The organism is Flavobacterium sp. LB2P53 (genome assembly GCF_003970305.1).
Taxonomy (GTDB): Bacteria; Bacteroidota; Bacteroidia; order Flavobacteriales; family Flavobacteriaceae; genus Flavobacterium.
Map to the genome: position 1 here is coordinate 97,906 of NZ_RYDG01000004.1, position 26,002 is coordinate 123,907.

Annotated in this window: 22 protein-coding genes; 10 read left to right on the forward strand and 12 right to left on the reverse strand. The window is 35.9% G+C overall.

Annotated features, from left to right (window positions below; genetic code table 11):
- Positions 1-2: 2 nt before the first annotated feature.
- The 9 genes from secG to EKL95_RS06680 all read right to left on the reverse strand — a co-directional run bounded on the left by secG (position 3) and on the right by EKL95_RS06680 (position 9,527).
- Positions 3-350: a preprotein translocase subunit SecG gene (secG, locus tag EKL95_RS06640; RefSeq protein ID WP_126554726.1), complete on the reverse strand. Its 348-nt coding sequence runs from the start codon at positions 348-350 to the stop codon at positions 3-5.
- A 3-nt stretch (positions 351-353) separates the two neighbouring features.
- Positions 354-1,205, reverse strand: coding sequence for a tetratricopeptide repeat protein (locus EKL95_RS06645; protein ID WP_126563816.1), 852 nt, complete (start codon positions 1,203-1,205; stop codon positions 354-356).
- 103 nt (positions 1,206-1,308) lie between these two features.
- Positions 1,309-1,812 carry an LptE family protein gene (locus tag EKL95_RS06650; RefSeq protein WP_126461894.1) on the reverse strand — a complete coding sequence of 168 codons (504 nt, stop codon included), beginning with the start codon at positions 1,810-1,812 and terminating at the stop codon, positions 1,309-1,311.
- Between the two features lie 91 nt (positions 1,813-1,903).
- On the reverse strand, positions 1,904-3,160 hold the full coding sequence (locus tag EKL95_RS06655) for a sigma-54 interaction domain-containing protein (protein ID WP_126461897.1): 1,257 nt from the start codon (positions 3,158-3,160) through the stop codon (positions 1,904-1,906).
- A gap of 88 nt (positions 3,161-3,248) precedes the next feature.
- Positions 3,249-4,694: a tRNA (N6-isopentenyl adenosine(37)-C2)-methylthiotransferase MiaB gene (gene miaB, locus EKL95_RS06660; RefSeq protein ID WP_126563817.1), complete on the reverse strand. Its 1,446-nt coding sequence runs from the start codon at positions 4,692-4,694 to the stop codon at positions 3,249-3,251.
- A gap of 161 nt (positions 4,695-4,855) precedes the next feature.
- Complete coding sequence (locus tag EKL95_RS06665; protein ID WP_126461903.1) at positions 4,856-5,641, reverse strand: hypothetical protein; 786 nt, start codon at positions 5,639-5,641, stop codon at positions 4,856-4,858.
- 23 nt (positions 5,642-5,664) lie between these two features.
- Positions 5,665-6,396, reverse strand: a complete 732-nt coding sequence (locus tag EKL95_RS06670; protein ID WP_126563818.1) for an MIP/aquaporin family protein — start codon at positions 6,394-6,396, stop codon at positions 5,665-5,667.
- An 18-nt stretch (positions 6,397-6,414) separates the two neighbouring features.
- Positions 6,415-7,911, reverse strand: coding sequence for a glycerol kinase GlpK (gene glpK, locus EKL95_RS06675; protein ID WP_126554734.1), 1,497 nt, complete (start codon positions 7,909-7,911; stop codon positions 6,415-6,417).
- A 32-nt stretch (positions 7,912-7,943) separates the two neighbouring features.
- Positions 7,944-9,527 carry a glycerol-3-phosphate dehydrogenase/oxidase gene (locus tag EKL95_RS06680; protein WP_126563819.1) on the reverse strand — a complete coding sequence of 528 codons (1,584 nt, stop codon included), beginning with the start codon at positions 9,525-9,527 and terminating at the stop codon, positions 7,944-7,946.
- Positions 9,528-9,673: 146 nt separating this feature from the next.
- On the opposite strand from EKL95_RS06680, the gene EKL95_RS06685 reads away from it, so the two are divergent.
- From EKL95_RS06685 to EKL95_RS06720, 8 genes are all read left to right on the forward strand, one after another.
- The gene (locus EKL95_RS06685; RefSeq protein ID WP_126461915.1) at positions 9,674-10,438 is read left to right on the forward strand and encodes a DeoR/GlpR family DNA-binding transcription regulator; all 765 of its coding nucleotides are present in this window, start codon (positions 9,674-9,676) and stop codon (positions 10,436-10,438) included.
- A 341-nt stretch (positions 10,439-10,779) separates the two neighbouring features.
- Positions 10,780-13,308, forward strand: coding sequence for a type I DNA topoisomerase (gene topA, locus EKL95_RS06690; protein WP_126563820.1), 2,529 nt, complete (start codon positions 10,780-10,782; stop codon positions 13,306-13,308).
- Between the two features lie 66 nt (positions 13,309-13,374).
- The gene (locus EKL95_RS06695; RefSeq protein ID WP_126563821.1) at positions 13,375-14,526 is read left to right on the forward strand and encodes a formimidoylglutamase; all 1,152 of its coding nucleotides are present in this window, start codon (positions 13,375-13,377) and stop codon (positions 14,524-14,526) included.
- Positions 14,527-14,653: 127 nt separating this feature from the next.
- Positions 14,654-16,057 carry a gliding motility lipoprotein GldK gene (gldK, locus tag EKL95_RS06700; protein WP_126562701.1) on the forward strand — a complete coding sequence of 468 codons (1,404 nt, stop codon included), beginning with the start codon at positions 14,654-14,656 and terminating at the stop codon, positions 16,055-16,057.
- Between the two features lie 41 nt (positions 16,058-16,098).
- Positions 16,099-16,746 (forward strand): gliding motility protein GldL, encoded by a 648-nt coding sequence (gldL, locus tag EKL95_RS06705; RefSeq protein ID WP_126461927.1) that lies wholly within the window; start codon positions 16,099-16,101, stop codon positions 16,744-16,746.
- 46 nt (positions 16,747-16,792) lie between these two features.
- The gene (gldM, locus tag EKL95_RS06710) at positions 16,793-18,337 is read left to right on the forward strand and encodes a gliding motility protein GldM (protein WP_126562703.1); all 1,545 of its coding nucleotides are present in this window, start codon (positions 16,793-16,795) and stop codon (positions 18,335-18,337) included.
- A 50-nt stretch (positions 18,338-18,387) separates the two neighbouring features.
- Positions 18,388-19,278 carry a gliding motility protein GldN gene (gene gldN / locus EKL95_RS06715; protein ID WP_126563882.1) on the forward strand — a complete coding sequence of 297 codons (891 nt, stop codon included), beginning with the start codon at positions 18,388-18,390 and terminating at the stop codon, positions 19,276-19,278.
- A 102-nt stretch (positions 19,279-19,380) separates the two neighbouring features.
- Positions 19,381-20,433 carry an NAD(P)/FAD-dependent oxidoreductase gene (locus tag EKL95_RS06720; RefSeq protein WP_126562705.1) on the forward strand — a complete coding sequence of 351 codons (1,053 nt, stop codon included), beginning with the start codon at positions 19,381-19,383 and terminating at the stop codon, positions 20,431-20,433.
- Positions 20,434-20,435: 2 nt separating this feature from the next.
- On the opposite strand, the gene EKL95_RS06725 is transcribed toward EKL95_RS06720, so the two are convergent.
- A complete protein-coding gene (locus tag EKL95_RS06725) occupies positions 20,436-20,819 on the reverse strand; it encodes a DUF983 domain-containing protein (protein WP_126461936.1) in 384 nt (127 codons plus the stop codon).
- Between the two features lie 73 nt (positions 20,820-20,892).
- Between EKL95_RS06725 and EKL95_RS06730 the strand changes: the two genes are divergently transcribed.
- Positions 20,893-22,800, forward strand: a complete 1,908-nt coding sequence (locus tag EKL95_RS06730; RefSeq protein ID WP_126461939.1) for an ABC-F family ATP-binding cassette domain-containing protein — start codon at positions 20,893-20,895, stop codon at positions 22,798-22,800.
- Between the two features lie 32 nt (positions 22,801-22,832).
- On the opposite strand, the gene EKL95_RS06735 is transcribed toward EKL95_RS06730, so the two are convergent.
- A complete protein-coding gene (locus EKL95_RS06735) occupies positions 22,833-23,801 on the reverse strand; it encodes an App1 family protein (protein ID WP_126563822.1) in 969 nt (322 codons plus the stop codon).
- Positions 23,802-23,865: 64 nt separating this feature from the next.
- Here EKL95_RS06735 and EKL95_RS06740 point away from each other — a divergent pair, with 64 nt between their 5' ends.
- Positions 23,866-24,765 carry a diacylglycerol/lipid kinase family protein gene (locus tag EKL95_RS06740; RefSeq protein WP_126556103.1) on the forward strand — a complete coding sequence of 300 codons (900 nt, stop codon included), beginning with the start codon at positions 23,866-23,868 and terminating at the stop codon, positions 24,763-24,765.
- Here EKL95_RS06740 and EKL95_RS06745 read toward each other — a convergent pair.
- Positions 24,758-25,906, reverse strand: coding sequence for a GNAT family N-acetyltransferase (locus tag EKL95_RS06745; RefSeq protein ID WP_126461947.1), 1,149 nt, complete (start codon positions 25,904-25,906; stop codon positions 24,758-24,760). The two genes, EKL95_RS06740 and EKL95_RS06745, sit on opposite strands and share 8 nt — an antisense overlap.
- Between the last annotated feature and the right edge of the window lie 96 nt (positions 25,907-26,002).

A 26,002-nucleotide genomic window follows, 5' to 3' on the forward strand; every position in this document is an offset into this window, starting at 1 on the left:
ATTTATTTTACTGGATTTGTAGCTGCTGGTGTGTTTTGAGCAGGTACTGCTACAGGAGTAGTTGTGTTTGGTGCAGCGGTTCCCATATTGTCAATGATTTTAGAATCAGTATCACTTAATGTTCCTGTAAAGCTCAAGCTTGAAAGTAATATAAGTGCGATTAATATAGTTGCTAATGTCCAAGTGCTTTTGTCTAAAAAGTCAGTTGTTTTTTGTACCCCGCCTAACATTTGAGAACCACCTATTGTAGAGGATAATCCACCACCTTTAGGGTTTTGAACCATGATTACTACGATTAATAGAAAACAAACTATAGTTATTAAAACTAAAAAAATTGAAAATGTGCTCATTGTTTAATTATTATTATGTTGTAAAATCTTAATATCCGTTATGCGGTCTGCAAAGAAACTACTTTTTTCTGGATATTTCAAAATTAATATTTCATAAGCTTGTATCGCTTTTTGATATTTTTTTTGTTCCAAGTAAACTCGGGCTAAAGTCTCGGTCATCAAGTACGAGTTATCTGGTGCATTTAGGTCTAAGGATACTGAGGAAGCAGCGCCGTGTTTTACAGGAGAAATCTTTGGACTTGTTTCTATAAATTTATTGATTAAGTCTAATTTTTTTCTTTTCTCCTCGTCCATTGGAGCAGCCGGTTTTTTAGAATCCTCATTCTCTCTTTCTATAGGTTCTGTACGAGAGAGCTGTAGCCATTCTTGGAAGGAATGTTGTTCTTTTGCCGAAAAATCCAACGGTTTTCCAAGATCCATTTTTTCTGCTATTGGTATAGAATTCGTTTGGATTGGGGCGGTTGGAGAAGCTTCCTTTATTGAGGTAAGAATGGATTGTTCTAAAGGATTTAATTTGGGTTCTTTTTTTTCTTGAAACGAAATAATTTCACTTTCAACTACCGGAATGTCAAGGATTTCAAGTGCTTTTTTAGTAAAGAGACTTTTGTGAATTGAAGTAAAAACATCGGAGGTAATAAAGTCAAATAAAATGGATCTGTCCGTTGTATAAGCAGCCGTTATTTTTAAAGCACCATTGTATTTATAACTGTTCTCATTGTACAGGCCTTTTAGGTGAAGTGCTCTGGCGCTCTGAAAATAAGGAAATTCGTTTAATACTTTTTCCAAAGCTTCTGTTTGCTTTTGATGTACAACATCAGGTTTGTTAATCAAATAAGTATAATCAGTTACATTCATTTTTCAAGTGTTCGATGTTCAGTAATCAATGTTCAACAATCAGGCTTCAAGTTTTAGTATATTGCACTGAATACTAAAAACTGCCAACTGGATATTTCTTTATTTACCATTTAGCCAGAGATTCATTAAATATATCTTGTGTTATTCTTTCAAAAATATCTTTTAAAGCAGCATTCAAGGTTGCGCCTGTCAATTGTTGTTGTGCAGGATAATCAAAGAAAAAAGTAAATGGTTTTTCAAAATCATCTGTTTCTTTTTTCTTATTGGTAAAACGAACATTCACACGAATTGTCAAACGGTTTTGAGAAGCTTGCTGGTCTGCCGTTGCTGTCATAGGGCTAATTCTGTAATCAACAATTTCTCCTTCATAGGTTAAATCTGCACCATTTTGTACCAAGTTTAAATTGGTTTGATTCTGAATCAAATCTTGAAGTTCTAGTGTAAATGTCCGGTCAATTCCGGGTTCAATTAATTCAGCATTATTCTGAAAAAAGCCCACTTGAAATGTTTCAGCATCAATTTTCCCCGTCCCTGTAAAGTTGTAAACCGAGCAGCTGTTGATGCTTATTATAAGTACGGAGAGAAGTATACGTTTTAGATATTTCATTTTATTTTTTAAAAATTGCTTCGCCGGCTCACCAATGTTCGGGTCAAATATATTCATTTTCAATTAAACAAGTTGTATTTTTCGGACTACATTATAAATCAAATTGTTTGATTTTCCGGTATAAAGTTCTTTCGGAAATTCCCAATTCATCTGCAGCGGCTTTTCGTTTTCCTTTATTTTTTTCTAATGATTTCTTAATCATTTCTATTTCCTTTTGTTCCAGACGCAAGGTTTCCTCTTCTTCGACAGTTTCGGCAAAAAGATAAGTATCATCCCTTTCCTGATAATCGTTGTCATTGTTTTTTACAGCTATTAAAGTTGCTCTTGGTTCTTCTTCAAAATCAATTTCACTATCATTTTCCTTAGATCCATATATTTTCTTGATCAAGTTTTGATTTGTTTCCTGGACTTTAGAAACGCCATTCTGGATGAGTTCTAAGGTCAGTTTTTTTAAATCATTTAGATCGCTTTTCATATCAAAAAGTACTTTGTACAAAATTTCTCTTTCGGTACTAAAATCACTTTCGTTTTTTTGGTCTTTAATAACGGAAGGTAAATTGTTTCCTTGTACGGGTAAATAGGATTGTAATGTCACTGCAGATATCTCTCTGTTGGTTTCTAAAACGGATATTTGTTCCGCTACATTTCGCAATTGACGGATGTTTCCGCTCCAACGAAATTTTTGCAATAATTGCACAGCACTTTCATCCAGTTTCAAAGGCGGCATTTTATATTTATGGGCAAAATCAGCGACGAATTTCCTAAATAATAAGTGAATATCCTCTTTTCGATCGCGCAAAGGGGGCAAAGTAATATCCACCGTACTTAAACGATAATAGAGGTCTTCACGGAATTTCCCTTTTTCGATAGCATCAAATAAATTGACATTTGTGGCCGCCACAATTCTGACATTTGTTTTTTGTACTTGTGAAGAACCTACTTTTATAAATTCACCATTTTCAAGAACACGCAACAAACGCACTTGGGTGGTCAAGGGTAATTCGCCCACTTCATCCAGAAAAATAGTTCCTCCATCAGCCACTTCAAAATAACCTTCGCGAGTTCCTGTTGCTCCGGTAAAAGCACCTTTTTCATGCCCAAAAAGCTCACTGTCAATGGTTCCTTCTGGAATGGCGCCACAGTTTACAGCTATGTATTTTCCGTGCTTTCTGTGCGAAAGCGAATGAATAATTCTGGGAATATTTTCTTTTCCAACTCCGCTTTCTCCGGCTACCAAAACGGTAATGTCAGTAGGAGCAACTTGAATGGCTTTTTCTATCGCACGATTAAGCTTCGGGTCATTCCCGATAATCTCAAATCGTTGTTTAATATTTTGAACTGATTCCATATTGTTATTGCGAGGCACGAAGCAATCTCATTTATAATTACTTAAACTCTTTTATTTCTAATGAATTAAAAATTAGCCACTAATTTTATTAATTCATTTCACTCAAACCAACCGCTTTCCCTTTCAAAGTGCCGCTTGTACAACTTTCAACTTTAACCAAAACAAAATCCCCAATTTTATAATTCTCCTTTGGGAAAACTACGGTAGTACTTTGTGAATTTCTGCCGGAAAACTCCTCAGTCGATTTTTTCGAAACTTTTTCTACTAAAACTTCTACGGTTTGTCCAATGAATTCTTCACTGCGGAACCAAGCATGTTTTTGTTGTAAATCGACAATTTCTTGCAGTCTTCTTGCTTTTGTTTCATCGGTAACATCATCTTCCATTTTTCTTCCAGCCAAAGTTCCCGGACGTTCGGAATACGAATACATATACCCAAAATTATATTTCACATATTCCATTAAACTCAAGGTGTCTTTATGGTCTTGTTCGGTTTCTGTAGGGAAACCAGCAATCATATCCTGTGAAATGGAACCATTTGGAATAATAGTCCTGATTTTGTCAATCAAAGTCATGTACTCTTCACGCGTGTGCAAACGGTTCATTTCTTTCAGAATTCTATTGCTTCCAGATTGGACAGGCAAGTGAATGTGTTTGCAAATATTAGGATGTTTTGCAATCACGTGCAACACACTTTCATGCATATCCTGCGGATTAGAGGTTGAAAATCGAATACGCATTTTAGGAAAACCTACGGCTACCATTTCAAGGAGTTGGTCAAAGTCAACAGCAGTTGCTTTTTGCATTTTGGTAGCGTTCTCAAAATCTTTTTTTAATCCGCCGCCGTACCAAAGAAAACTATCCACATTTTGTCCCAAAAGTGTAATTTCTTTGAAGCCTTTGTCCCACAAATCCTGAATTTCTTTCATGATACTTTGTGGTTCACGGCTGCGTTCGCGTCCTCGGGTAAAAGGTACCACACAAAACGTACACATATTATCGCAACCACGAGTAATTGAAACCAAAGCCGTAATTCCGTTGCTCATCAATCGAACAGGAGAAATATCGCCATAAGTTTCATCCTTCGATAAGATCACGTTAATGGCATCACGTCCTTCTTCTACTTCTTGCAAAAGGTTCGGCAAATCTTTATAGGCATCAGGACCTACAACGAGGTCAACAATTTTCTCTTCTTCCAGAAATTTACTTTTCAAACGTTCTGCCATACAGCCCAAAACGCCCACTTTCATCTTTGGATTAATGCGTTTTACGGCATTGTATTTCTCCAGACGTTTGCGAATTGTTTGCTCTGCTTTATCCCGAATAGAACAGGTATTCACCAAAACTAAATCGGCTTCTTCCAGAATTTGCGTCGTATTATATCCGTTTGAGGATAATATAGAAGCTACAATTTCACTATCCGAAAAATTCATTGCGCAACCGTAACTCTCAATAAAAAGTTTCTTCGTGTTCTCGGGTTTGTTTTCTAAAACAAGACTTTCTCCCTGCTTGCTTTCTTCTATTATCTTTTCCATTGCATATTTTCAAAGTGCAAAGATAACGCAATTGAAATAAATATGACAAGATGTCAGATTAAGAATTAACACTATTTTGGGTTTTAATTTTGGAATAACGAAAACGTTCTTTTGTTTCTAAAAGAACGTTTTCGTTATCAAACCAGGTGTTGTTGTTGTAATTAGAACAATACCACACCCAATTGAATTCGGGCAATTTTAAGGGCTGGATTCCACATGGCTACTGCGGAAACAGGAAGTTTGTAATTTAGAATGTGAATGTTTTTATACGCCCTGATTCCGGTATTTACAATATCAAAATTACTGTTGGGATCATTTGTATATAAATGGGATTCTCCGTTTAAGGCAAATCCGGCTCCTAAATAGGCCTCTAAAGTAATTTTTTGATTTTTCAATAACGGATATCCTAATTCAACATAGGTGGAATATCTGTTTTTATAATCGAGGTTATTCATTAATTCACGATCATTACCGTAAAGCAGAAAATCAGCTTCTATCCGCAAAGGAAATCGGTCAGGAAATTGATAGGATGTTCTTAAGTCAAGAATGTGCGTGGTTGTTTTTCGATCGTAATTAAAAACGGCAGGGTTTTCAATATTTGTAGTATTGAATAGGTCCCATAAGGCGATTGAAAAACCATTTTTTTTGTATTGAATGTAATAATCAATTTCTTTGTACTCGCCATCAAACCCATTCCCGCCCCAAAGACCCACGGTTAGATTTCGTTTTTTGTCCAAAGCATAATGAATGTTTCCCATGGCAGTCATGCTTCCGTTGATAACCAGTCCTCTCCAGAGGTGGCTCGTTTTTAATTCTACATCAAAATCTAGTCGGTTCGTTTTTGTGTTTGCTACAGCTGCTGGAATGGTATCGGCAACAGGAGTTTCTTGGGCATATCCAGCTAGCCCTATAATAGAGATTATAGTGGTGAAAAATAATTTTCGCATGATTTTACTTTTAAAAAAGAAGGTTAGAGAAGTAACATATATAAGGTTGCGGCCAAACAGGAACCTATTATAGGGCCAACGATAGGAACCCAGGCATACCTCCAATCGCTGCTGCCTTTTATGGGTAAAATAGCGTGCATGATTCGAGGTCCCAAATCTCTTGCAGGATTTATAGCATACCCTGTGGTTCCTCCCAAGGATAATCCTATAGCCCAAACTAAAATAGCGACCGGTAAAGCGCCAACAGTTCCAAGTCCAATTGCAGCGCCAGTATCAGAACTCATGATCAGCTCTGGACCGGCAATATAGAATATCACGAAAATTAATACAAAAGTGGCGATGATTTCACTCATTAAATTGGAGGAGTAATTCCGAATCGCAGGTCCTGTGCAAAAACAAGCAAGTTTTCCGCCTTCATCTTCTGTGGCTGCAAAATGATCTTTATGGGAAAGCCAAACTAAAAAGGCTCCTAGCATAGCTCCAATGAATTGAGCCAAGATGTAGGAAGCAACCTGTGACCAGGCAAATTTTCCTATGAGTGCCAAGCCTATGGTGACAATAGGATTTAAATGCGCACCGCTAATCGGACCGGCAACAGCAACGCCTACAAAAACGGCAAAACCCCATGCTGTACTGATGACAATCCATCCGGAATTATTTCCTTTGGTTCCTTTAAGAACTACATTGGCAACTACGCCATTACCTAATAAAATCATTAGCATGGTACCGAGAATTTCTGCAATAAATGGAGTCATAATGTATGGTTTTAATGATTAATTTTCTATCCAGTTTCCAGCTCGGCCTACCGCTTTATCCCAGTTTTTTACCAATTCAGTGACAGTGTATCTGGGCATTTCGGGTGAAAATTCACGGTCTATTGTCCATTGTTTTTGTAATTCATCTACGCTGTCCCAATATCCAATAGCTAAACCGGCTAAATAAGCTGCTCCTAGGGCTGTTGTTTCTAATGTCTTTGAGCGAATCACTTTGAAATTAAAAAGATCCGATTGAAATTGCATCAATAAATTATTTGCAACTGCTCCGCCATCCACTCGTAGTTCTGTTCCTTTTTTTTCAAAATCGGCCTCCATGGCTTTTGCTAAATCATAGACTTGATACGCTATTCCTTCAAGAGTTGCTCTCGCAATGTGCGCGTTTGTGGTTCCTCTGGTTATCCCAACTATGGCTCCTCGAGCGTATTGGTCCCAGTAAGGAGCTCCTAGACCTGTTAATGCGGGAACAAAATACACACCTCCGTTGTCCGGAACGCTGGCTGCTAGTTCTTCAATTTCATGGGCAGCATCAATCATTTTAGCACCATCTCTTAGCCATTGTACGGCCGCACCACCCACAAAAACACTGCCTTCCAATGCATAAGTTGTTTTTCCGTTAATTTTCCAGGCTATGGTTGTTAATAAATTATTTTTAGAATAAACGGGCTTTTCGCCAGTATTCATTAGCATAAAACAACCGGTTCCGTACGTGTTTTTTACCATTCCGGGATTGATACACAACTGTCCAAAAAGAGCTGCTTGTTGGTCTCCTGCAACACCTGCTATAGGGATTTTTGTAGAAAACAGCGTGGTTGAGGTTACTCCATAGACCTCACTACTTTGTTTTATTTCTGGCAATATCGATTGCGGGATATCGAATAAATTTAATAATTCCTGGTCCCATTCTAAAGTATGAATGTTTAACATCATCGTACGACTAGCATTAGAAACATCAGTCATGAACATTTTACCTCGGGTCAATTTCCAAATAAGCCAAGTGTCGACAGTTCCAAAACACAATTTTCCTTGTTCTGCTTTTTCACGAGCCCCTTCCACATTATCTAAAATCCATTTTAATTTTGTGGCAGAAAAATAAGCGTCTAAAACCAGTCCTGTTTTTTCTTTGATCATATCTCCGTGCCCTTGAGCTTTCAATGCGTCACAATATTTTGCAGTTCTCCGGTCTTGCCAAACAATGGCATTATAAATTGGAATACTGGTTTCTCTATCCCAAACAATTGTGGTTTCTCTTTGATTGGTGATGCCAATGGCGGCGATTTCTTTTCCTGAGATTCCTACTTTTGCAATAACTTCAGCGGTTACGCTCATTTGTGAGGACCAGATTTCGTTTGGATCGTGTTCTACCCATCCTGGTTTTGGGAAAATTTGTTCAAAAGATTTTTGAGACACGTTGACAATTTCTCCATCGTGGTTGAAGACAATTGCCCTGGAGGAGGTAGTTCCTTGGTCAAGGGCAAGAATTAGTTTGTTTTTCATTTTGGGTGTTTTTATGTTAATAGAGTTGTAGATTATTTTACTTGAAATTCTGTTAAAAGGAAACCGTTGGCCAGAGTTCTAAATTCAGCTGTTTGAGCTTCGGCCCAAGGGGTGTCACGGCCTAATTCTTTGGCTAATAATTGAGCAACTTTTTCAGAAGAATCAATCGCTGCTCTGGCGTCTAAAAACAAAAGTCGCACGCGTCTGGCCAATACATCTTCAATGGTTCTGGCCATTTCGAAACGAATAGCCCAAGCCACTTCTGCCATGGTATAATCATAATCAGGATGTAGTTTCTCTTTTAATAAAGGCTCGTCTTCCTGTAATTTCAGTATTTTAGGAATGTCAGTTCCATAAATGTATAAATGATTCTCTCGGTCTGTTACGGAAGTTATTTTATTGCCGTGGATAGCGATGTGTTCCGTTTTACATCCTTTTTTAGGTAAATTATGGACTTTGATGGCTTTGCCAATAACGTCTTCAGCGATTTTTCGGTACGTAGTCCATTTTCCTCCGGTGATGGTGATTAATCCGGTATCCGAAACAATTATTTTATGACTTCTGGAAACTTCTTTGGTACTTTGCCCTTTTTTTTCTGGCGCTGCCAAAGGTCTTAAGCCTGCAAACACTGATAAAACATCGCCTCTTGTTGGTTTTTTCTCTAGAAATCTTTGAGCAGTTTCTAAAACGAAATCAATTTCTTGTTCCAAGGCAATTGGCTCCAGACTCGATTTTTTAACCAAAGTATCGGTGGTTCCTACCACAATTTTATCATGCCACGGCACTGCGAATAAAACGCGTCCGTCACTTGTTTTTGGAATCATTAAAGCATGTTCGCTTGGTAAGAACGATTTGTCAAAAACCAAGTGAATCCCTTGGCTTGGAACAATATATTTCTTGTATTCCAAATCATTCATTTTCATGATTGAGTTGGTAAAAACCCCGGTAGCGTTAATAACGGCAGTTCCGTTTAATTTATATTTGGTGCCGGTTTCTTTATCTTCAAATTCTACTCCCGTAACTTGGTTTTTATCGTCTTTCAATAAATTAATCACTTTCGAATAATTCAAAAGCGTAGCTCCTTTTTCAACGGCTGTTTGCGCAATGTTGATTGCCAAACGCGAATCATCAAACTGTCCGTCTTGATATACAACGCCGCTAACCAATCCTTTTTGTGTAATGGTCGGAAGCAATTCTATTGTTTTTTTTCTGGACACATATTTAGAAGCGCCTAAGCTTAATCGTCCGGCTAACATATCGTATATGGTTAATCCTATGGTATAGAAATAACCGCCCCACCAATTATAATTTGGAATCACAAAGGATTGGTTTTTCACCAAGTGACCAGCGTTTTGTGCCATTAGGCCCCTTTCTTTTAGGGCTTCGCGTACCAAAGCAATGTCTCCTTGTTCTAAATACCGAACCCCACCATGAACTAACTTTGTGCTTCGACTGGAGGTTCCTTTGGCAAAATCAATTGATTCCAACAGTATGGTTTTGAAACCTCTGCTAGCTGCGTCTAGCGCTATTCCTAATCCGTTAGCACCTCCACCAATAATAATTACATCCCAATTTTTGGTTTGTGTAAGTTGAATTAATTGTTCTGATCTTTTCATTTTATTGTTTTTATACCGTAACACAATATTTCGTTTTACAAACATAACGAAATAAATCGAAACAAAATGAAACTATTCAAAATAACCTGTTTTATTTTTTATTTCTAAAAGAATACCTATCTTTATTTCAATATTTAAACAGTAGTATGACTATAATTAATATCAGACAGGAACTAATAATAGAGGAATTAAATCAAAAAGGGTATGTTCATGTGGTGGAGCTGTGCGAAACACACAAGGTTTCGTCCGTAACCATACGGAAGGATTTGAGTTTCTTAGAAAGCAAGAATCTGTTGCATCGTACCCATGGAGGCGCCAGTAAACAGCCCATTTATGCGTTTGAAAGAAATGTAAGTGATAAAGAATTGCTTCAGGTAGAGCAAAAGAAGCTTATCGCAAGAGCGGCTTTGAGTTACATTAATGACAATGATTACATCATTATGGGCTCCGGGACTACGATTCATAATTTATCTAAAGTGATGGGGGGCTTTCAAAAATTAACTGTACTGACTCCTTCGCTTAAAGTTTCTTTAGAGCTCTGCAAACATTCGGAAATTGATACCATTCAACTGGGTGGTGATATTAGAAAAGCATCAACTTCAGTTGTGGGTGCTATTGCTGAAGGAATTTTGAGCCAGTTTTCCTGTAATAAATTATTTATTGGAACTGATGGGCTTCATTTAGAGTTTGGTTTAAGTACTTCAAATGCTATGGAAGCTCATTTGAATCAAGCGATGATTGATGTAGCCGAAAAAGTAATTGTTTTGGCCGATTCAACTAAAATGAATGTCAGGGGTTTTGGTAAAATCTGCAATGTAGAAAAAATTGATGTTTTAATTACCGATGAAGGTATCGATATCGAAACTAAAACGAAACTGGAAGAAATGGGGTTGAATGTCGTTGTTGTGTAAAAGGGCTTCTTTTAAGTTTTAAGTAACAATCATTGTATAATGGGGTGTTTTAAAATTAGAGAAAATGATGGAACAAGTTGATTTTAAGATACTATTGGCTATGTTTTTTATTTTGACTTTACGACTTTTAAACTTTTTACATACTTAATTGCAGTTGGATTTTAGGAAATAGATCATAAAAAGGCAGTATTTTTAATAAAACCGCAGTGATTTATTTTTTTTAAAGTATAGGATTCAAATCATTCAAAACTTGCAACTGAATGATTAAATTGACTTTTAAAATTTAAAAAACTTAAAATTTAAAAAAATCTTCTACTTTTGCCGACATAAACAATCGGAATATGGCAAAGAATTTAGTTATAGTGGAATCACCTGCAAAGGCAAAAACAATCGAAAAATTTCTAGGAGCAGATTTTCAGGTCGAGTCAAGTTATGGGCACATTGCTGACTTGCCGTCTAAGGAAATTGGTGTTGATGTAGAAAATGGCTTCAAACCCAAATACGAAGTTTCTGCTGATAAAAAAGCATTGGTTACTAAATTAAAAGGACTTGCTAAAAAAGCTGAAATGGTATGGTTAGCAAGTGATGAGGATCGCGAGGGAGAAGCTATTTCTTGGCATTTAGCCGAAGAATTAAAATTAGACGCGACCAAAACCAAGCGGATTGTTTTTCATGAAATCACTAAAACTGCAATTCTAAAAGCCATTGATAATCCACGAGAAATTGATTATAACTTAGTCAATGCGCAGCAAGCGCGTCGTGTATTAGATCGATTGGTAGGTTATGAATTATCTCCTGTACTTTGGAGAAAAATAAAGGGAGGGCTTTCGGCAGGCCGTGTGCAATCAGTATCAGTTCGTTTGATAGTGGAACGGGAACGGGAAATTCAAAACTTTAATGCTGTAGCTACGTATTCTGTTGTGGCAGAATTTACTAATGAAACCGGTAAAATATTCAAAGCCAAACTGCCTAAAAATTTCAATACTAAAAAAGAAGCCGAAGATTTTTTAAATAGAAATATAGGTTCTACATATAAGGTAGCCGATTTGGAGACTAAACCTACCAAAAAAACACCAACAGGTCCGTTTACCACATCAACATTGCAACAAGAAGCCGCTCGTAAATTGTATTTGCCGGTAGGAATTACCATGCAACTGGCGCAACGCCTGTATGAAGCCGGACTGATCACGTATATGAGAACGGATAGCGTGAATTTATCTAAAGATGCGATGGAAGCGGCTCAGGCTGAAATTATTAAATCCTACGGAAAAGAGTTCTCTAAACCTCGAACTTTTGTCAATAAAAGTAAGGGAGCACAGGAAGCACACGAGGCAATTCGTCCTACGGATATGTCCCGTCATACGGTAAATATAGACAAAGATCAAGCGCGTTTGTATGACTTGATCTGGAAAAGAACCTTGGCTTCGCAAATGAGTGATGCACAATTAGAACGTACTAACGTGAAAATTGAAGCGAATAATCATGGTGAAATATTCACGGCTTCCGGAGAGGTTTTGCTTTTTGAAGGTTTCTTGAAAGTATACCTTGAAGGGCATGATGACGATGAAGAAGAGCAGGAAGGCATGTTGCCGGCAATGAAAGTCAATGAAAAATTACAAAACAATTACATCTCAGCAACCGAAAGATATTCTAGAGCGCCTGCAAGATATACCGAAGCTTCATTGGTAAAAAAATTAGAAGAGTTAGGAATTGGTCGTCCGTCTACCTATGCGCCAACAATTTCTACGATTATCAACAGGAATTATGTAGAAAAAGGAAATCTGGACGGGCAAGAAAGAAATTACGTGCAATTGATGTTGCAATCCGGAAAAGTAGCAGCGAAGGTGCTGAAAGAAAACACCGGATCTGATAAAGGAAAATTAGTTCCTACAGATATTGGAACAATTGTTACGGATTTCTTGGTAAAGAATTTCGGAAATATTTTGGATTATAATTTCACTGCAAAAGTCGAAGAGGATTTTGATGAAATAGCGGAAGGAAATATTGAGTGGACTAAAATGATGCAGGAGTTCTACGATAAATTTCACCCTATAGTGAAAGATGTAGAGGCCAATGCAGATCGTGAAAGCGGGGAGAGAATTCTTGGAACCGATCCAAAAACAGGAAAGCCGGTTTCGGTTCGTTTAGGAAAATTTGGACCAATGGCTCAAATTGGTGCCGCTGATGATGAAGAAAAAAAGTTCGCGAGTTTGATGAATGATCAAAATATTGGGAACATCACTTTAGAGGAAACGCTGAATCTATTTTTATTGCCAAAAAATCTTGGAGAATATAAAGGCGAAGAAGTTGAGGTAAGTAATGGTCGTTACGGCCCTTATATTCGTCATGGTGCGGCTTTTGTTTCTTTGCCAAAAGGAGAAAATCCACTGGATGTTGATTTTGAAAGGGCTCAGGAATTAATCGATGAAAAGGCTATTGCCGATGCTCCAATTGCCGTTTATAAAGGCGAAGGTGTTCAAAAAGGCGTTGGTCGTTTTGGTCCTTTTATCAAATGGGATGGCTTGTTTATTAATGTAAGTAAGAAATATAATTTTGATGATTTGTCTCAAGTTGATATAGAAGCATTGATTGAAGATAAATTGCAAAAAAATATCGATAAAGTATTGCATAATTGGGAGGATGAAGGTATTCTGGTCGAGAAAGCCCGCTGGGGTCGCTCTGTAATCACCAAAGGAAAACTCAAAATTGAATTGAGTAAAGACGTAGATGCTGCCAAATTAACATTGGCGGAAGTCCAAGAAATGATTGCCAAAAAAACGCCTGCTAAAAAAGTAGCCGCCAAAAAAGCACCAGCAAAGAAAGCAGCTGTCAAAAAAACAGCCGTTAAGAAACCTGTCGCAAAAAAGTAATTAGTCACTAATTCCGGTTTCATCGCTCTTTGTTAAGAGTTGTGATTAAGGGAAAAAAATATAAAAATGGAATTTGATTTTCTAAAGCCCGTTGATGATGAAATCCTGGAATATATAAATGGATTGACTTCACAGCAACTGGGCGGTAAAATTGTGTTGCATACCCAGGAACAATTCCCTGATTTAAACAAGATTAAAATTGCCGTACTAGGTGTTTTAGAAAACCGAGGCAATGCCAATGCGGTGTCCACTGTTGATTTACTCTCGGTTAGGAAAGAATTATACGGATTATTTCCTGGAAACTGGGATGCATCTATTGCTGATTTAGGTGACATTCTAGCTGGAAACTCTACGGAAGATACCTACTTTGCCTTAAAAAAAGTAACAGCAAGTTTAATAAAAAAGAAGATTATTCCTATTGTTATTGGAGGTTCTCAGGATCTGACCTATGCTTTGTACAGAGCGTATGATGATTTAGAACAGATGGTGAATTTAGTTGCTATCGATAATAAGTTTGATTTTGGAAAAGAGAATGGACAGGCCTCGGCCACTTCTTATTTGACAAAAATAATTATAGACGAGCCGAACAATCTCTTTAATTATTGTAACATAGGCTATCAAACGTATTTTAATTCGCAAGAAGAAATAGATTTGATAGAGAAATTGTTTTTTGATGCCTATCGATTAGGGGAGGTTTCGAATAATATAGCTATATCTGAACCTGTTTTCAGAGATGCAGATGTGGTCAGTATTGATTTAAATGCTGTAAAATCATCTGATTCCGGCAATTTTAGTTCATTTGCACCCAATGGTTTTAACGGGAAAGAAATATGCGCGCTGTCACGATATGCAGGGATAAGTGATAAAGTTTCTGCATTGGGGATCTTTAATCACAATAATTCCGCACAAGAATCAGTGATCATAGCACAAATAATTTGGTATTTCATAGAAGGCTTTCATTATCGCTCGCATGAGTATCCTTTTGGAAGTAAAGAAAACTACTTGAAATATATAGTTCCCATGGAAGAAGAGGATCTTGTTTTTTATAAAAGTGATAAAACAGACCGATGGTGGATCGAAATTCCATTTATTTCAAATGTTAATAATAAATTAAAAAGAAACACGTTATTACCATGTTCTTATGAAGAATATTTAATGGCTTGTAATCAGGAATTGCCCGAAAGATGGTGGAAAGCGCAGAGGAAAAACATCATTTAGGATAATTTTATGCTTATTTATTCTTTTTTTATAAAATAGAGTTTGTTTAGTTTAAAAAAATTGTTTTTTTAAAAAATAATAAATAGGTTTACACCCTTAAAAATAATGAATATATAACCAAATTTATATGAAGAAGTTCATTGCATTTACGTCAATTTTGACCCTTTTAATTGGCTGTGGTAAATCAAGCGACAGAGGAGAACTAGTTGGTATTAATGGAGGGAAATGGCATCCGGAAAAACCTCTTGGAATGGCATTAATCCCAGGTGGCGCTTTTATAATGGGTAAGTCAGATGCTGATTTAGCCAATGTAGAGGACGCTCCAACAAAAACAGTTACGGTTCGCTCCTTTTATATGGATGAAACGGAAATTACCAATAGTGAATACCGTCAGTTTGTAGAGTGGGTAAAAGACTCTACAATGAGGGTGAGATTAGCAATTATGGCAGACATGAGCGGACAAACAGCTGATCCAACAGCTGCTAAGGGTAAAAATTCAGGAAGTATAGGTGACTTTGCTTTTAATGATTCGGATCCAGAGAAAATGACAGCCTATGACAAATACATGTATGATAATTATTATAGTGTAGGAACCGCTGACGATCCTTATGCCGGTAGAAAGCTGAATAAAAAAGTAAAATTAATAAAAGATACGAAACTATATCCGGATGAATATTATGCTGAAGTAATGGATTCTATGTATTTGCCAATAGAAGAATCATTCAACGGTCTTCGCACTATTGATGTTAATAAATTGAAATTCCGTTATTCTTGGATGGATATTCAGGCTGCTGCCAAAGCAAAAGACGGAAGACGAAAAGACTATATCAAAACCGAAGAAATAAATGTATATCCTGATACTAGCGTTTGGATTAAAGATTTTGCCTATTCCTACAATGAGCCAATGCATAATGATTATTTTTGGCACAAAGCCTACGGAGATTATCCTGTGGTAGGGGTCAAGTGGACTCAAGCGAAAGCATTTTGCGCCTGGAGAACATTATATAAAAACAGCCATATCAAATCAAAAAAGAAAGGACAAGACTTAATCAATTCTTTTCGATTGCCAACCGAAGCAGAATGGGAATATTCAGCCAGAGGAGGTTTAGAATCTGCTACTTATCCTTGGGGAGGGCCATATACTAAAAACGACAGAGGTTGTTTCTTGGCAAATTTCAAACCCAACAGGGGAGATTATGCAGCAGATGAAGCCTTGTATACTGTTGAAGCAAAATCGTATGAACCAAATGGTTATAATTTGTACAATATGGCAGGAAATGTTTCGGAATGGACCGATTCTTCTTATGATCCAAATGCGTATGAGTATGTATCGTCAATGAATCCAAATGTTCAGGATACTTCAAATAAACGCAAAGTACTGCGCGGTGGTTCATGGAAAGATGTTGCTTATTTCCTACAGGTAGGTACAAGAGATTATGAATATGCTGATTCAGCCAGGAGTTATATAGGTTTTAGAACCGTTCAGGATTACATGGGAGTTCAAACTACCGGAATCGGAAAAAAGAGATAATTAAAACAAACCAAATCTATTCATTTTTTAAAAACACTATTATGGCATTATTAAGTAAGAAAGCAATGAATTTCGCATACGGCATGGGAGCTGCTGTTGTAATCATAGGCGCACTATTCAAAATCACCCATATTGAATTTGGTTTTATTACAGGAAATTTAATGCTAACTATAGGTCTTGTTGTAGAAGCAGCCATTTTTGCGCTTTCTGCCTTTGAACCGGTTGATAATGATTTGGATTGGACTTTAGTATATCCGGAATTAGCTAACGGTCAGGCTAAACCAGCAACTAAAAAAGTAGAAACACCATCTGATGCACAAGGATTGTTGTCTCAAAAATTAGATATGATGTTAAAAGATGCCAAAATTGATGGGGAATTAATGGCTAGTTTAGGTAATAGCATCAAAAATTTCGAATCAGCAGCAAAGGGAATTGCCCCAACAATAGATTCTATTACATCTACTAAAAAATACAGCGAGGAGTTGACTTTGGCTGCAGCCCAAATGGAGTCATTGAACAGTCTGTATAAAATACAATTACAAAGCGCCTCCAGAAATGTACAAATTAATGAAGAAGTTGCTGAAAACAACCTAAAATTAAAAGATCAAATGCAGTCATTGACTTCAAACCTATCCTCTTTGAATAATGTATATGGTGGAATGCTTTCTGCAATGAATAATAAAGGATAATTAGTTTCAAACTATAAAAAAATATTAAACTAATTATTTAGAAAATATGGCAGGAGGAAAACTAACCCCTAGACAGAAGATGATTAACCTAATGTATTTGGTTTTCATCGCAATGTTAGCATTAAATATGTCCAAAGAAGTGTTGTCTGCTTTTGGATTAATGAATGAAAAATTTGAAGGGTCAAACGCTTCAGCTCAACAATCAAACGCTCAAATGTTAGCTGGATTAGATGCGAAAGCAGCGGAAGCAGGAGGCGAATTTGCTGCAGCGGCCATAACAGCTCATAAAGTAGAAGTGATAACAAAAAATTTTTACGATTATATTGGACAAATAAAAGCGGAAGTTTTAGTAGGAACCGAAGTGGATCCGGAGACGGGTAAACTACCGTATGAGGCTATGGACAAAGGAGATAATATAGATAATTTATGGTTCAGTCCCGCAGGTTACTCCGCTAAAGGAAAAGAAGTTATTTCAACAGTTGAAAAGTATAAATCGGACATGAAGTTGGCTTTGGGTGATAATAAAAAATTAGCGCCAATTTTATCTGAAGTTCAAGCTAAGTTTAGTTTGGCAGATGTTAAGAATAAAGACGGTATAGCGATACCTTATTTAGATTATCATTTTAAAGGCTTTCCAGCAGTTGCTTCTTTAGCTAAACTATCTGCTTGGCAGAATGATGTTAAAAAAGCAGAATCAGATGTGTACAGTACGGCATTAGGTAAAGCGGCGGTTGCAGCGGCATCTTACAGTAATTATCAAGCTATCGTTGTATTGGATAAAAATGCTTATTTCCAGGGCGAACAGGTTACAGGTAAAGTAGTTTTGGGACGTTATGACGAGAATACCAAACCAACAAGTGTTACTGGTGCTAGGTTAGATCCGGCTACGGGACAAGCTAAGATTGCTTTAACAGCTGGTGGTGTAGGTGAACAAAATATTGCAGGACAATTTACGTTTGTAGAGGATGGTAAAACAATCCCTTTAACATTCGCTGGAAAATATGTTGTTGTGCCAAGACCTAATTCTGCAACAATTTCAGCAGATAAGATGAATGTCGTTTATAGAGGCGTATCCAATCCTATGACTATTTCCTTTGCAGGTATTCCGGATAATGCTGTTAATGCTTCTGCTCCAGGTTTATCAAAGGTAGGCAACGGTAAATACGTTATGAATCCTGGTGGTGGTAATGAAGTTATTGTCAGCGTATCAGGAAAAATGTCGGATGGAAAAGTGGCTACTGATAAAAAAGTTTTCAGAATCAAAGGTATTCCGGGGCCAGCTGGAACTATTAGGGGAGAAACAGGTGTTGTAAAAGGACCAAAATCAAATCTTGAAATTGCAACTATTGGAGCTAAATTGGAAGATTTTGATTTTGAAGTTGGTTTAAATGTAGTTGGTTTTAATTTAAAAGTTACCGGACAGCCGACAGTAGTTGTATCAGGAAACAGATTAAATGCACAATGTAAGGCCGTATTATCAAAAGCAGGAAGAGGTGATCAAGTGACCATTTCTGAGATTAAAACCAAACTTGTTGGTGCAGGAAGCTACTTATTGCCAAGAACAGCTCCAGTAATTTTTGAAATACAATAATTAGTACGGTTTTATATAAACCTACTTCAATATCTTATAATGATACTATGATGAATGTAAGAAATTTTTTAATCGCTATAGTCTGTTCCACAGGAAGTCTTGCTTCGGTTGCACAATCTAATTTGCTTAATGCAAAAACTCCTGACGAAATAGGTCTAAAATCTGATGCACAATTAATTTCAGATAACGATAGGCCTTTGTCCTATGGATATGTGCATGATAGAGATGTTTTAATGGGAAAAACAACCTGGGAAATAATCGATTTAAACGAAAAGATTAATTTTTCATTGTATTTTCCTGTAGATACTGCAAATATTGGTTCGGATAGGCGTTCGTTATACGATGTGCTGACTAAAGCCATAAAAAGTGGTGAATTAACAGAAGTGTATACAGATAGTTATTTTAACACTAAAAAATCATTTAAAGACATCCAAGCTTCATTAACTCGAATAGATACTACAGACGCCGGTAGAGAACAAATAAATGCAGGGAATCAAATATCAGAAGAGTATATTCTGAGACAGGATCTTTCTGCTCAGGACGTAACACAGTATAAAATTAAGGGGTATTGGTATTTTGATAAAAGGCAGAGTGAATTAAAGTATCGTTTATTGGGTATTTGTCCAGTGACTCCGGATGTTTATACGATGAATAGTGATCAAAAAGATTATATTGAGTTGTTTTGGGTGTTTTTTCCAGCAGCAAGAGATGTGTTGAATGATGCCAAAGCATTCAATGATAAAAACTCAGCGATGCCGATTTCATTTGATCAAATCTTAAATTCAAGACGTTTTAATAGTTTTATTTACAAAGAAGAAAATGTTTATGGAGACAGATCCATTGAAGAGTATATGAAAGATAATGCCCAGAATCAGTTGTTAGAATCCGATCGAGTGAAAGAGAAAATTCGCAATTTCGAATCTGATATGTGGAATTATTAATTTCAGTTTTTTTACTATAAACACAAAACTCTTACTGTGATGGTAAGAGTTTTGTGTTTTAATGTATTTACTTTGTCTTTAGTTTAAATTATATTTCTTCAAATGATTGATTATTTAATAATTGGTTCAGGTTTAGCGGGTATTTCATTTGCAGAGGTTGCGCTGCGAAATGATAAAAGTATTTTAGTACTGGATAATAATTCTCAAAATTCTTCAAGAATCGCCGGGGGGTTGTATAACCCTGTTATTTTAAAACGATTCAGTGAGGTTTGGCAGGCACAAGAGCAATTAGTTTTGATGAATGAATTTTATGCGCTGTTGGAAAAAAAATTAGAATGTACCGTAGATTTTAAGAGACCTATTTTGAGAAAATTTTTCTCCGTAGAAGAACAGAATAATTGGTTTATAGCTTCGGATAAAATAAATCTTTCGCCATTTTTATCCACAAAATTGATTTTTGAGAAATTTTCTGGAATTGATTCTCCCTTTGGATACGGTGAGGTTTTGCAGACGGGTTATGTTGATACCGCATTGTTGTTGCGTAAATACAGAGACTATCTTATCCATAATAAGATGTTTCAGGAGGAGTCTTTTGATTATGAGGCGCTTCAGGTTGACTCAAATGGTATTCGGTACAAAGACATTCAAGCGAAACATATTGTTTTTGCCGAAGGCTTTGGAATGCATGGAAATCCTTATTTTAAACATTTGCCATTAGACGGTACAAAAGGGGAGCTTTTTGTCATTAGAGCACCTAATTTACGTTTAGATGTGATCGTCAATACAAGTGTCTTTATTTTGCCTCTTGGAAATGATTTGTTCAAGGTAGGAGCCACTTACAATTGGAAAGATAAAACAGATTTACCTACTCCAGAAGGAAAAACGGAATTAGTGGAAAGAATAAAAGAGATTATTACTTGTGATTTTGAAATTGTGGCTCATTTTGCTGGAGTTCGCCCCACGGTAAAAGATAGAAGACCACTCGTAGGAACACATCAAAATTATAATTCAGTACATATTTTGAATGGTTTGGGCACACGAGGAGTTATGTTAGGTCCTGCAATGGCAAAAGCTTTATTTGACACTATTGAAAATAAAATTCCTTTAGACACTGTAATTGACATCAATCGATTTGTATCTAAAGGAAAAAAATAGTGTTATTTTTTATTTAATTTGTGATCATACGAAACAAACATGTTGATGTAAATATTCCTTGCCCATCGCAAAACAAAAGGGAATAAAATAACCAGTGATACTATTATTGCAAGGAATGCAACTTTTAGACTGGATTCGAAGAGAACAAAAGAGATGACAAAAGCAGCAATTCCTATTGCTACATTTAATCCGTAACTAACGTACATAGCGCCATAAAAAAAAGAAGGTTCAATTTGATATCTTAAACCACAATGACTGCAATTTTCGTGCATTTTCAATATTTTGTTTAGATGTAACGGATTTTTATCTAAATACATACTCTCATTCTGACATTTAGGACAAGTTCCTGTTAAAATGCTATATAATTTGGATCCTTTTTTTAACATTTGCAAAAAATTTAATTTTTCCTTTTTTGGAGTTACAAATTTACGCATTCAAAAAGGAATAAAATCACAATACATGCTTAATATACACAATTTATCCGTTTCATTTGGTGGTTCCTATTTGTTTGAAGAAGTTACCTTTCGATTGGGTGCCGGAGACCGCGTGGGTCTTGTAGGAAAGAACGGAGCGGGGAAATCGACCATGCTTAAAATGTTAGCAAAAGATTTTGCTCCAGATTCAGGTGTTATTTCTCAAGAGAAAGACCTTCGTATGGGATTCTTGCGTCAGGATATTGACTTTGAACAAGGAAGAACGGTTCTGGAAGAAGCATATGAAGCGTTTACAGAGATTAAAATTGTAGAGAAAAAGCTCGAAGAAATCAATCACTTATTGGTTACCAGAACGGATTATGAAAGTGATGAATACAGTCAAATCATTGAAGACTTATCGGATTACACCCATCGTTTTGAATTATTGGGCGGTTATAATTATGTGGGGGACACGGAGAAAATTTTACTTGGTTTAGGATTTAAAAGAGATGTTTTTGATAATCAAACCGAAACTTTTTCTGGTGGATGGAGAATGCGTATCGAATTAGCCAAGTTATTATTGCAGGCCAATGATGTTTTGCTGCTGGATGAGCCCACGAATCACTTGGATATTGAGAGTATCATTTGGCTGGAAAGTTTTCTTCGCAATTATCCCGGTGTGGTGGTAATTGTTTCGCACGATAAAATGTTTTTAGATAATGTGACAAACAGAACAATCGAAATTTCCCTTGGTAAAGCCTATGATTTCAATAAACCATATTCTCAATATTTAGAATTGCGTCATGAGATTCGTGAAAAACAATTGGCTACGCAAAAAAATCAAGCAAAAAAAATAGAAGAAACAGAGAAATTAATCGAAAAATTTCGTGCCAAAGCCTCTAAAGCCTCCATGGCACAATCGATGATTAAAAAACTTGACAAAATAGAACGTATTGAAGTAGATGAAGATGACAATTCCGTTATGAATATTACTTTTCCAGTTTCGAAAGAACCGGGACGAGTAGTTATAGAAGCTGAAAATGTGACCAAAAGCTACGGGGACAAAACGATTTTGAAAGATATCAATCTATTAGTGGAGCGTGGAAGTAAAATAGCCTTCGTAGGGCAAAACGGGCAAGGAAAATCAACTTTTATTAAGGCTATTGTTGACGAATTCGAGTATAAAGGAAATATCAAGTTAGGACATAATGTACAATTGGGGTATTTTGCACAAAATCAGGCTGAATATCTGGATGGCGAAATCACTTTGTTGCAAACGATGGAAGATGCGGCGGCAGATACGAACCGAATGAAAGTACGCGATATGCTGGGTTCTTTCTTGTTTCGTGGTGACGATGTAGATAAAAAGGTAAAAGTCCTTTCCGGAGGCGAAAGAAACCGTTTGGCGTTGTGTAAATTATTGTTGCAACCTATTAATGTTTTATTGATGGATGAGCCTACTAATCACTTGGACATCAAATCGAAGAATGTGTTAAAAGCCGCTCTTCAAAAATTTGGCGGTACTTTATTACTGGTTTCTCACGATAGGGATTTCTTGCAGGGCATGTCAAATTTAGTATATGAATTTAAAGACCAAAAAATAAAAGAATATTTAGGGGATATCAACTATTTTTTAGAACAACGCAATATGGAAAACATGCGTGAAGTAGAAAAAAAAGAGGCTCAGAAAGTAGCATCACCTAAAGAAAGCAATAAAGCATCATACGAAGATCAGAAAAAAGGAAAAGCATTACAAAACAAGTTAAGCAAGATCGAAAGCCAAATCAAGCAATTAGAAAAAGACATTCAGCAAGATGATAAAATGCTGGCTTCTAATTATGATAAACATATTGAGGATGCTAAGTTTTTTATGGCGTACAATAAGAAAAAGGCTGAGTTAGACAAATTTCTTTTAGATTGGGAAGCTGTTCAGGAAGAAATTGATACTGTGTAAAAAAGAAGAGTTCCGGTTTTGGAGCTCTTTTTTTATTTAATAATCCCAATAGATTTTGAATGTGCAATAGCTTCACTACTGTTTTTGAAATAACAAATAGAAACTTTTAAGGTTTCTAAATTTTCCATAATTGTAATTATTTTTTCTTTTTTAGAAGTCCCAGTTTGTCGGATATAAACTGCTTTTACGGTAACTGGGAAAATTTTACAAATAGCTTCGTATAAATAGGGGTCATGTTGTGAATCATCCCCTAGAAGTACATACTCTAAATTGGGATAAAACTCTAGAATGTGTTTTATTTTGTCAAACTTGTGGTTGTGATCCCCACTTCCGGTGATGAAAAAATCAGCCAGGCTCGTCTTGATGTCTTTCAGTAATAAAACGGCTTTTGGAAGCTTATGAATTTCAGTGAATTGTATGATAAAACGATATAAATTCCATTCACTGCTGGAAACATAAAAGAACGCATTTAACTCGTGTTTGTTTGTTCTTCCTGCCGAACTCAAGGCTTGATAATGGGTAACTACATCATCAAAAGTTTTTCTTTTATATATGTTTTTAAACAATAAAACATATAATTTTTTTAAAGGATTCAGCGTGTGAGAAACTAAAAAAGTATCATCAATGTCAGAGATGATTCCCAGATTTCCTTTGTGTGGACGAATATAACTGTCTTTGGCTGTAATGGTTTCGTTATTATGAGTAATACTCACTTTATAATCAATCCAGCCATACTTAGAATCCTGATCTAGTGGCACGCAAAACTTAAAATAACCATCATTTAGTGTTCTGGTATGGATTTTGGAATTGTTTTGTTCTAAATACACATCAGCATTTGCTTGTGTCTTTATTTGAAACATTTTGATTACTGAAGTAGCATTTTTAAAGTTCTTTTTTTGAAAATTATATTCTTTAACTGTTGTTGGTTTGAACACATGCCCCATGACAATTAATTCTTGCTCATTAGCGTATCCACGATATAATTTTAAAATTGGTTTCATTTATTGTAGTACTTTTGATTGGAGATGAATTTAATTAATTTTAATTGATAAAAGAAGATAAAGTTTGAGAAATAACATTATTGTTGTTGTTAATCCTATTTCCGGTGACATTGATAAATCTGAATTTATTGATGCTGTGGCACTTTTTGCTGAAAAAGAAAATTTTAATCCGGTAATTTATAATACCTCGGGAGTAAATGATATTGATAAAATAAAGTTGCTGTATCAAACCTACAAACCACAACGAATTATTATTACAGGGGGTGACGGAACCATAAAAATGGTAGCCGAAGCAATGGAAAATCAAGATGTAATTTTAGGAATTTTACCCGCCGGATCAGCTAATGGATTGGCAGTAGACTTGAATTTACCTGCCACACTTGAGGAAAACTTAGAAATTGCTTTTCACAATGAGTACATGATGATTGATATGATTTCTATTAATGGAAAAAAAAGTGTTCATCTAAGTGATATTGGACTTAATGCAGAATTGATTAAGAACTATGAAAAAAGTACGATTCGGGGAAAACTGGGGTATGCTTTGCAAGCGGTGTCTACTCTGATTGATTTAGATGAGCCTTTTTTTGCCACAATAACAGGTGATTTTCCCACTATTGAATGTGTAGCGAGAATGATTGTTATTGCCAATTCAAAAAAATATGGAACAGGAGTTTCTATTAATCCTAACGGACTAATGGACGATGGGAAATTTGAATTAGTGATCTTGAAAAATTTAGATTTAGTAGTGCTTGGGAAAATTATTACCGGAAATATAACAACAGATGATGCAGAAGATATAGAAATAATATCAGTAAAAAATGCTTTAATCACGACTAGTGTGCCGGTTAGCTTTCAAGTTGACGGTGAATATTGTGGATCCGAAACTAAGCTAAATGTCGAAATTTTACCCAAACACATGAAAGTTGCCGTACCATATACTGATCCAGATTATGGATTTATTTGAACGGATTGCGTTCTTGCCATTTGATTTTAGGTTCTAAATATTTGAATATCTTTGGCATAAAATGATTGGCAACCCTATTGCTGTGGCCTATTAATCCATACATTTTTATGGGCTTAGCGCCAACAGAACTTTTGATTTCCAAAGCAGTTCTTGCAAAGATAATTTCCTGAAAGCCTTTATTAATTGAATAGGCAATCATGTCATATAACATATTCAGGTACAGCATTTTCTCGCGCTGAACACTTTCATCATATCCCAGAAAGTAGGTATCCATTATGGAACCGTTTTTAATCAAAGTATTGAAACCTATTAGTCTGTCCTTTGAAAAATAACCATAAAAAAGAAATTTGTCTTTGAAAATTTCTTTAAAAATCCTAAAATGATTTTTTGGAAGAAAAAAAGTATTAAAGGGAGCATTTTTAGCCACATGAAGGTACAAATCATAAATCGTTTCTTCCAAGGCAATGATGTCTTCCAGGTGTAATTTTCTTTTTTCAATCTGATCTGCCTTCTTTCTTGCTCTTTTATATTGATCCCGGTATTTTTTTGAAAGAGAGTCAATATAATTTTGTTCTGTTTTCCAGGCTTCATTAATGGTGAAAACCATATTAGGCTGTGTCGAAAACGGATATTCATTTTTGAATTCCGGAATACGGAAGGTTTTGATTTCCTCGCAATTGAAATCTTTGTAGGTGGTAATGTGAATTTTTTTGCCTTTGGATTTAAAGCGTTGTTTTAATTCAGTTACAGCAGTATTCAATACTTGTAAAGCTCTCTTTTTATCAATGGTGTCTAACAAAGCAAAAGAATTTTGTCCGGTTAACATATTGTTGCCAATAACCAGTACATGAGATCCAAAGTTCCTGAAAACAAAATTTCGTACCGCTGTCTTGATACACTTATCGCGTTCTCCAAAAGATTCCAGTTTGTTTAAATCCAGAAATTGGGAAAGCGCAATCCCTACTAAAGTGTCATTTTCAAAGAGTCCAATATAATGACAAATCATGTTCTCAGGGGATGATCTTTCTAAAACATCCAGATATTTTTTGGATAAAAAAACAGTCGAAATCGCCATGTCATCCCAGTTTGAATGGAGCTGCGCAGTAGTAGTATAAATTTTAAAGGAGTATGCTGAATTCAAATTAAAAAGAAATATTTTTCGCCAAAATTAGTTAATAAAGTTAAATTATTTTTCAATATATCAAAATTTACTAACTTTATATTCCTGAAATTTGGA

Excerpts from the sequence above, each read along its gene's own strand:
- EKL95_RS06645 (WP_126563816.1), bottom strand. The coding sequence starts at position 1,205 with ATGAATGTAACTGATTATACTTATTTGATTAACAAACCTGATGTTGTA.
- EKL95_RS06725 (WP_126461936.1), bottom strand. The coding sequence starts at position 20,819 with ATGTTAAAAAAAGGATCCAAATTATATAGCATTTTAACAGGAACTTGT.
- EKL95_RS06695 (WP_126563821.1), top strand. The coding sequence starts at position 13,375 with ATGGAATTTGATTTTCTAAAGCCCGTTGATGATGAAATCCTGGAATAT.
- EKL95_RS06735 (WP_126563822.1), bottom strand. The coding sequence starts at position 23,801 with ATGAAACCAATTTTAAAATTATATCGTGGATACGCTAATGAGCAAGAA.
- gldK (WP_126562701.1), top strand. The coding sequence starts at position 14,654 with ATGAAGAAGTTCATTGCATTTACGTCAATTTTGACCCTTTTAATTGGC.
- gldN (WP_126563882.1), top strand. The coding sequence starts at position 18,388 with ATGAATGTAAGAAATTTTTTAATCGCTATAGTCTGTTCCACAGGAAGT.
- EKL95_RS06665 (WP_126461903.1), bottom strand. The coding sequence starts at position 5,641 with ATGCGAAAATTATTTTTCACCACTATAATCTCTATTATAGGGCTAGCT.
- EKL95_RS06680 (WP_126563819.1), bottom strand. The coding sequence starts at position 9,527 with ATGAAAAGATCAGAACAATTAATTCAACTTACACAAACCAAAAATTGG.
- EKL95_RS06685 (WP_126461915.1), top strand. The coding sequence starts at position 9,674 with ATGACTATAATTAATATCAGACAGGAACTAATAATAGAGGAATTAAAT.
- secG (WP_126554726.1), bottom strand. The coding sequence starts at position 350 with ATGAGCACATTTTCAATTTTTTTAGTTTTAATAACTATAGTTTGTTTT.
- gldM (WP_126562703.1), top strand. The coding sequence starts at position 16,793 with ATGGCAGGAGGAAAACTAACCCCTAGACAGAAGATGATTAACCTAATG.
- gldL (WP_126461927.1), top strand. The coding sequence starts at position 16,099 with ATGGCATTATTAAGTAAGAAAGCAATGAATTTCGCATACGGCATGGGA.
- EKL95_RS06655 (WP_126461897.1), bottom strand. The coding sequence starts at position 3,160 with ATGGAATCAGTTCAAAATATTAAACAACGATTTGAGATTATCGGGAAT.
- miaB (WP_126563817.1), bottom strand. The coding sequence starts at position 4,694 with ATGGAAAAGATAATAGAAGAAAGCAAGCAGGGAGAAAGTCTTGTTTTA.
- glpK (WP_126554734.1), bottom strand. The coding sequence starts at position 7,911 with ATGAAAAACAAACTAATTCTTGCCCTTGACCAAGGAACTACCTCCTCC.
- topA (WP_126563820.1), top strand. The coding sequence starts at position 10,780 with ATGGCAAAGAATTTAGTTATAGTGGAATCACCTGCAAAGGCAAAAACA.
- EKL95_RS06670 (WP_126563818.1), bottom strand. The coding sequence starts at position 6,396 with ATGACTCCATTTATTGCAGAAATTCTCGGTACCATGCTAATGATTTTA.
- EKL95_RS06720 (WP_126562705.1), top strand. The coding sequence starts at position 19,381 with ATGATTGATTATTTAATAATTGGTTCAGGTTTAGCGGGTATTTCATTT.
- EKL95_RS06730 (WP_126461939.1), top strand. The coding sequence starts at position 20,893 with ATGCTTAATATACACAATTTATCCGTTTCATTTGGTGGTTCCTATTTG.
- EKL95_RS06650 (WP_126461894.1), bottom strand. The coding sequence starts at position 1,812 with ATGAAATATCTAAAACGTATACTTCTCTCCGTACTTATAATAAGCATC.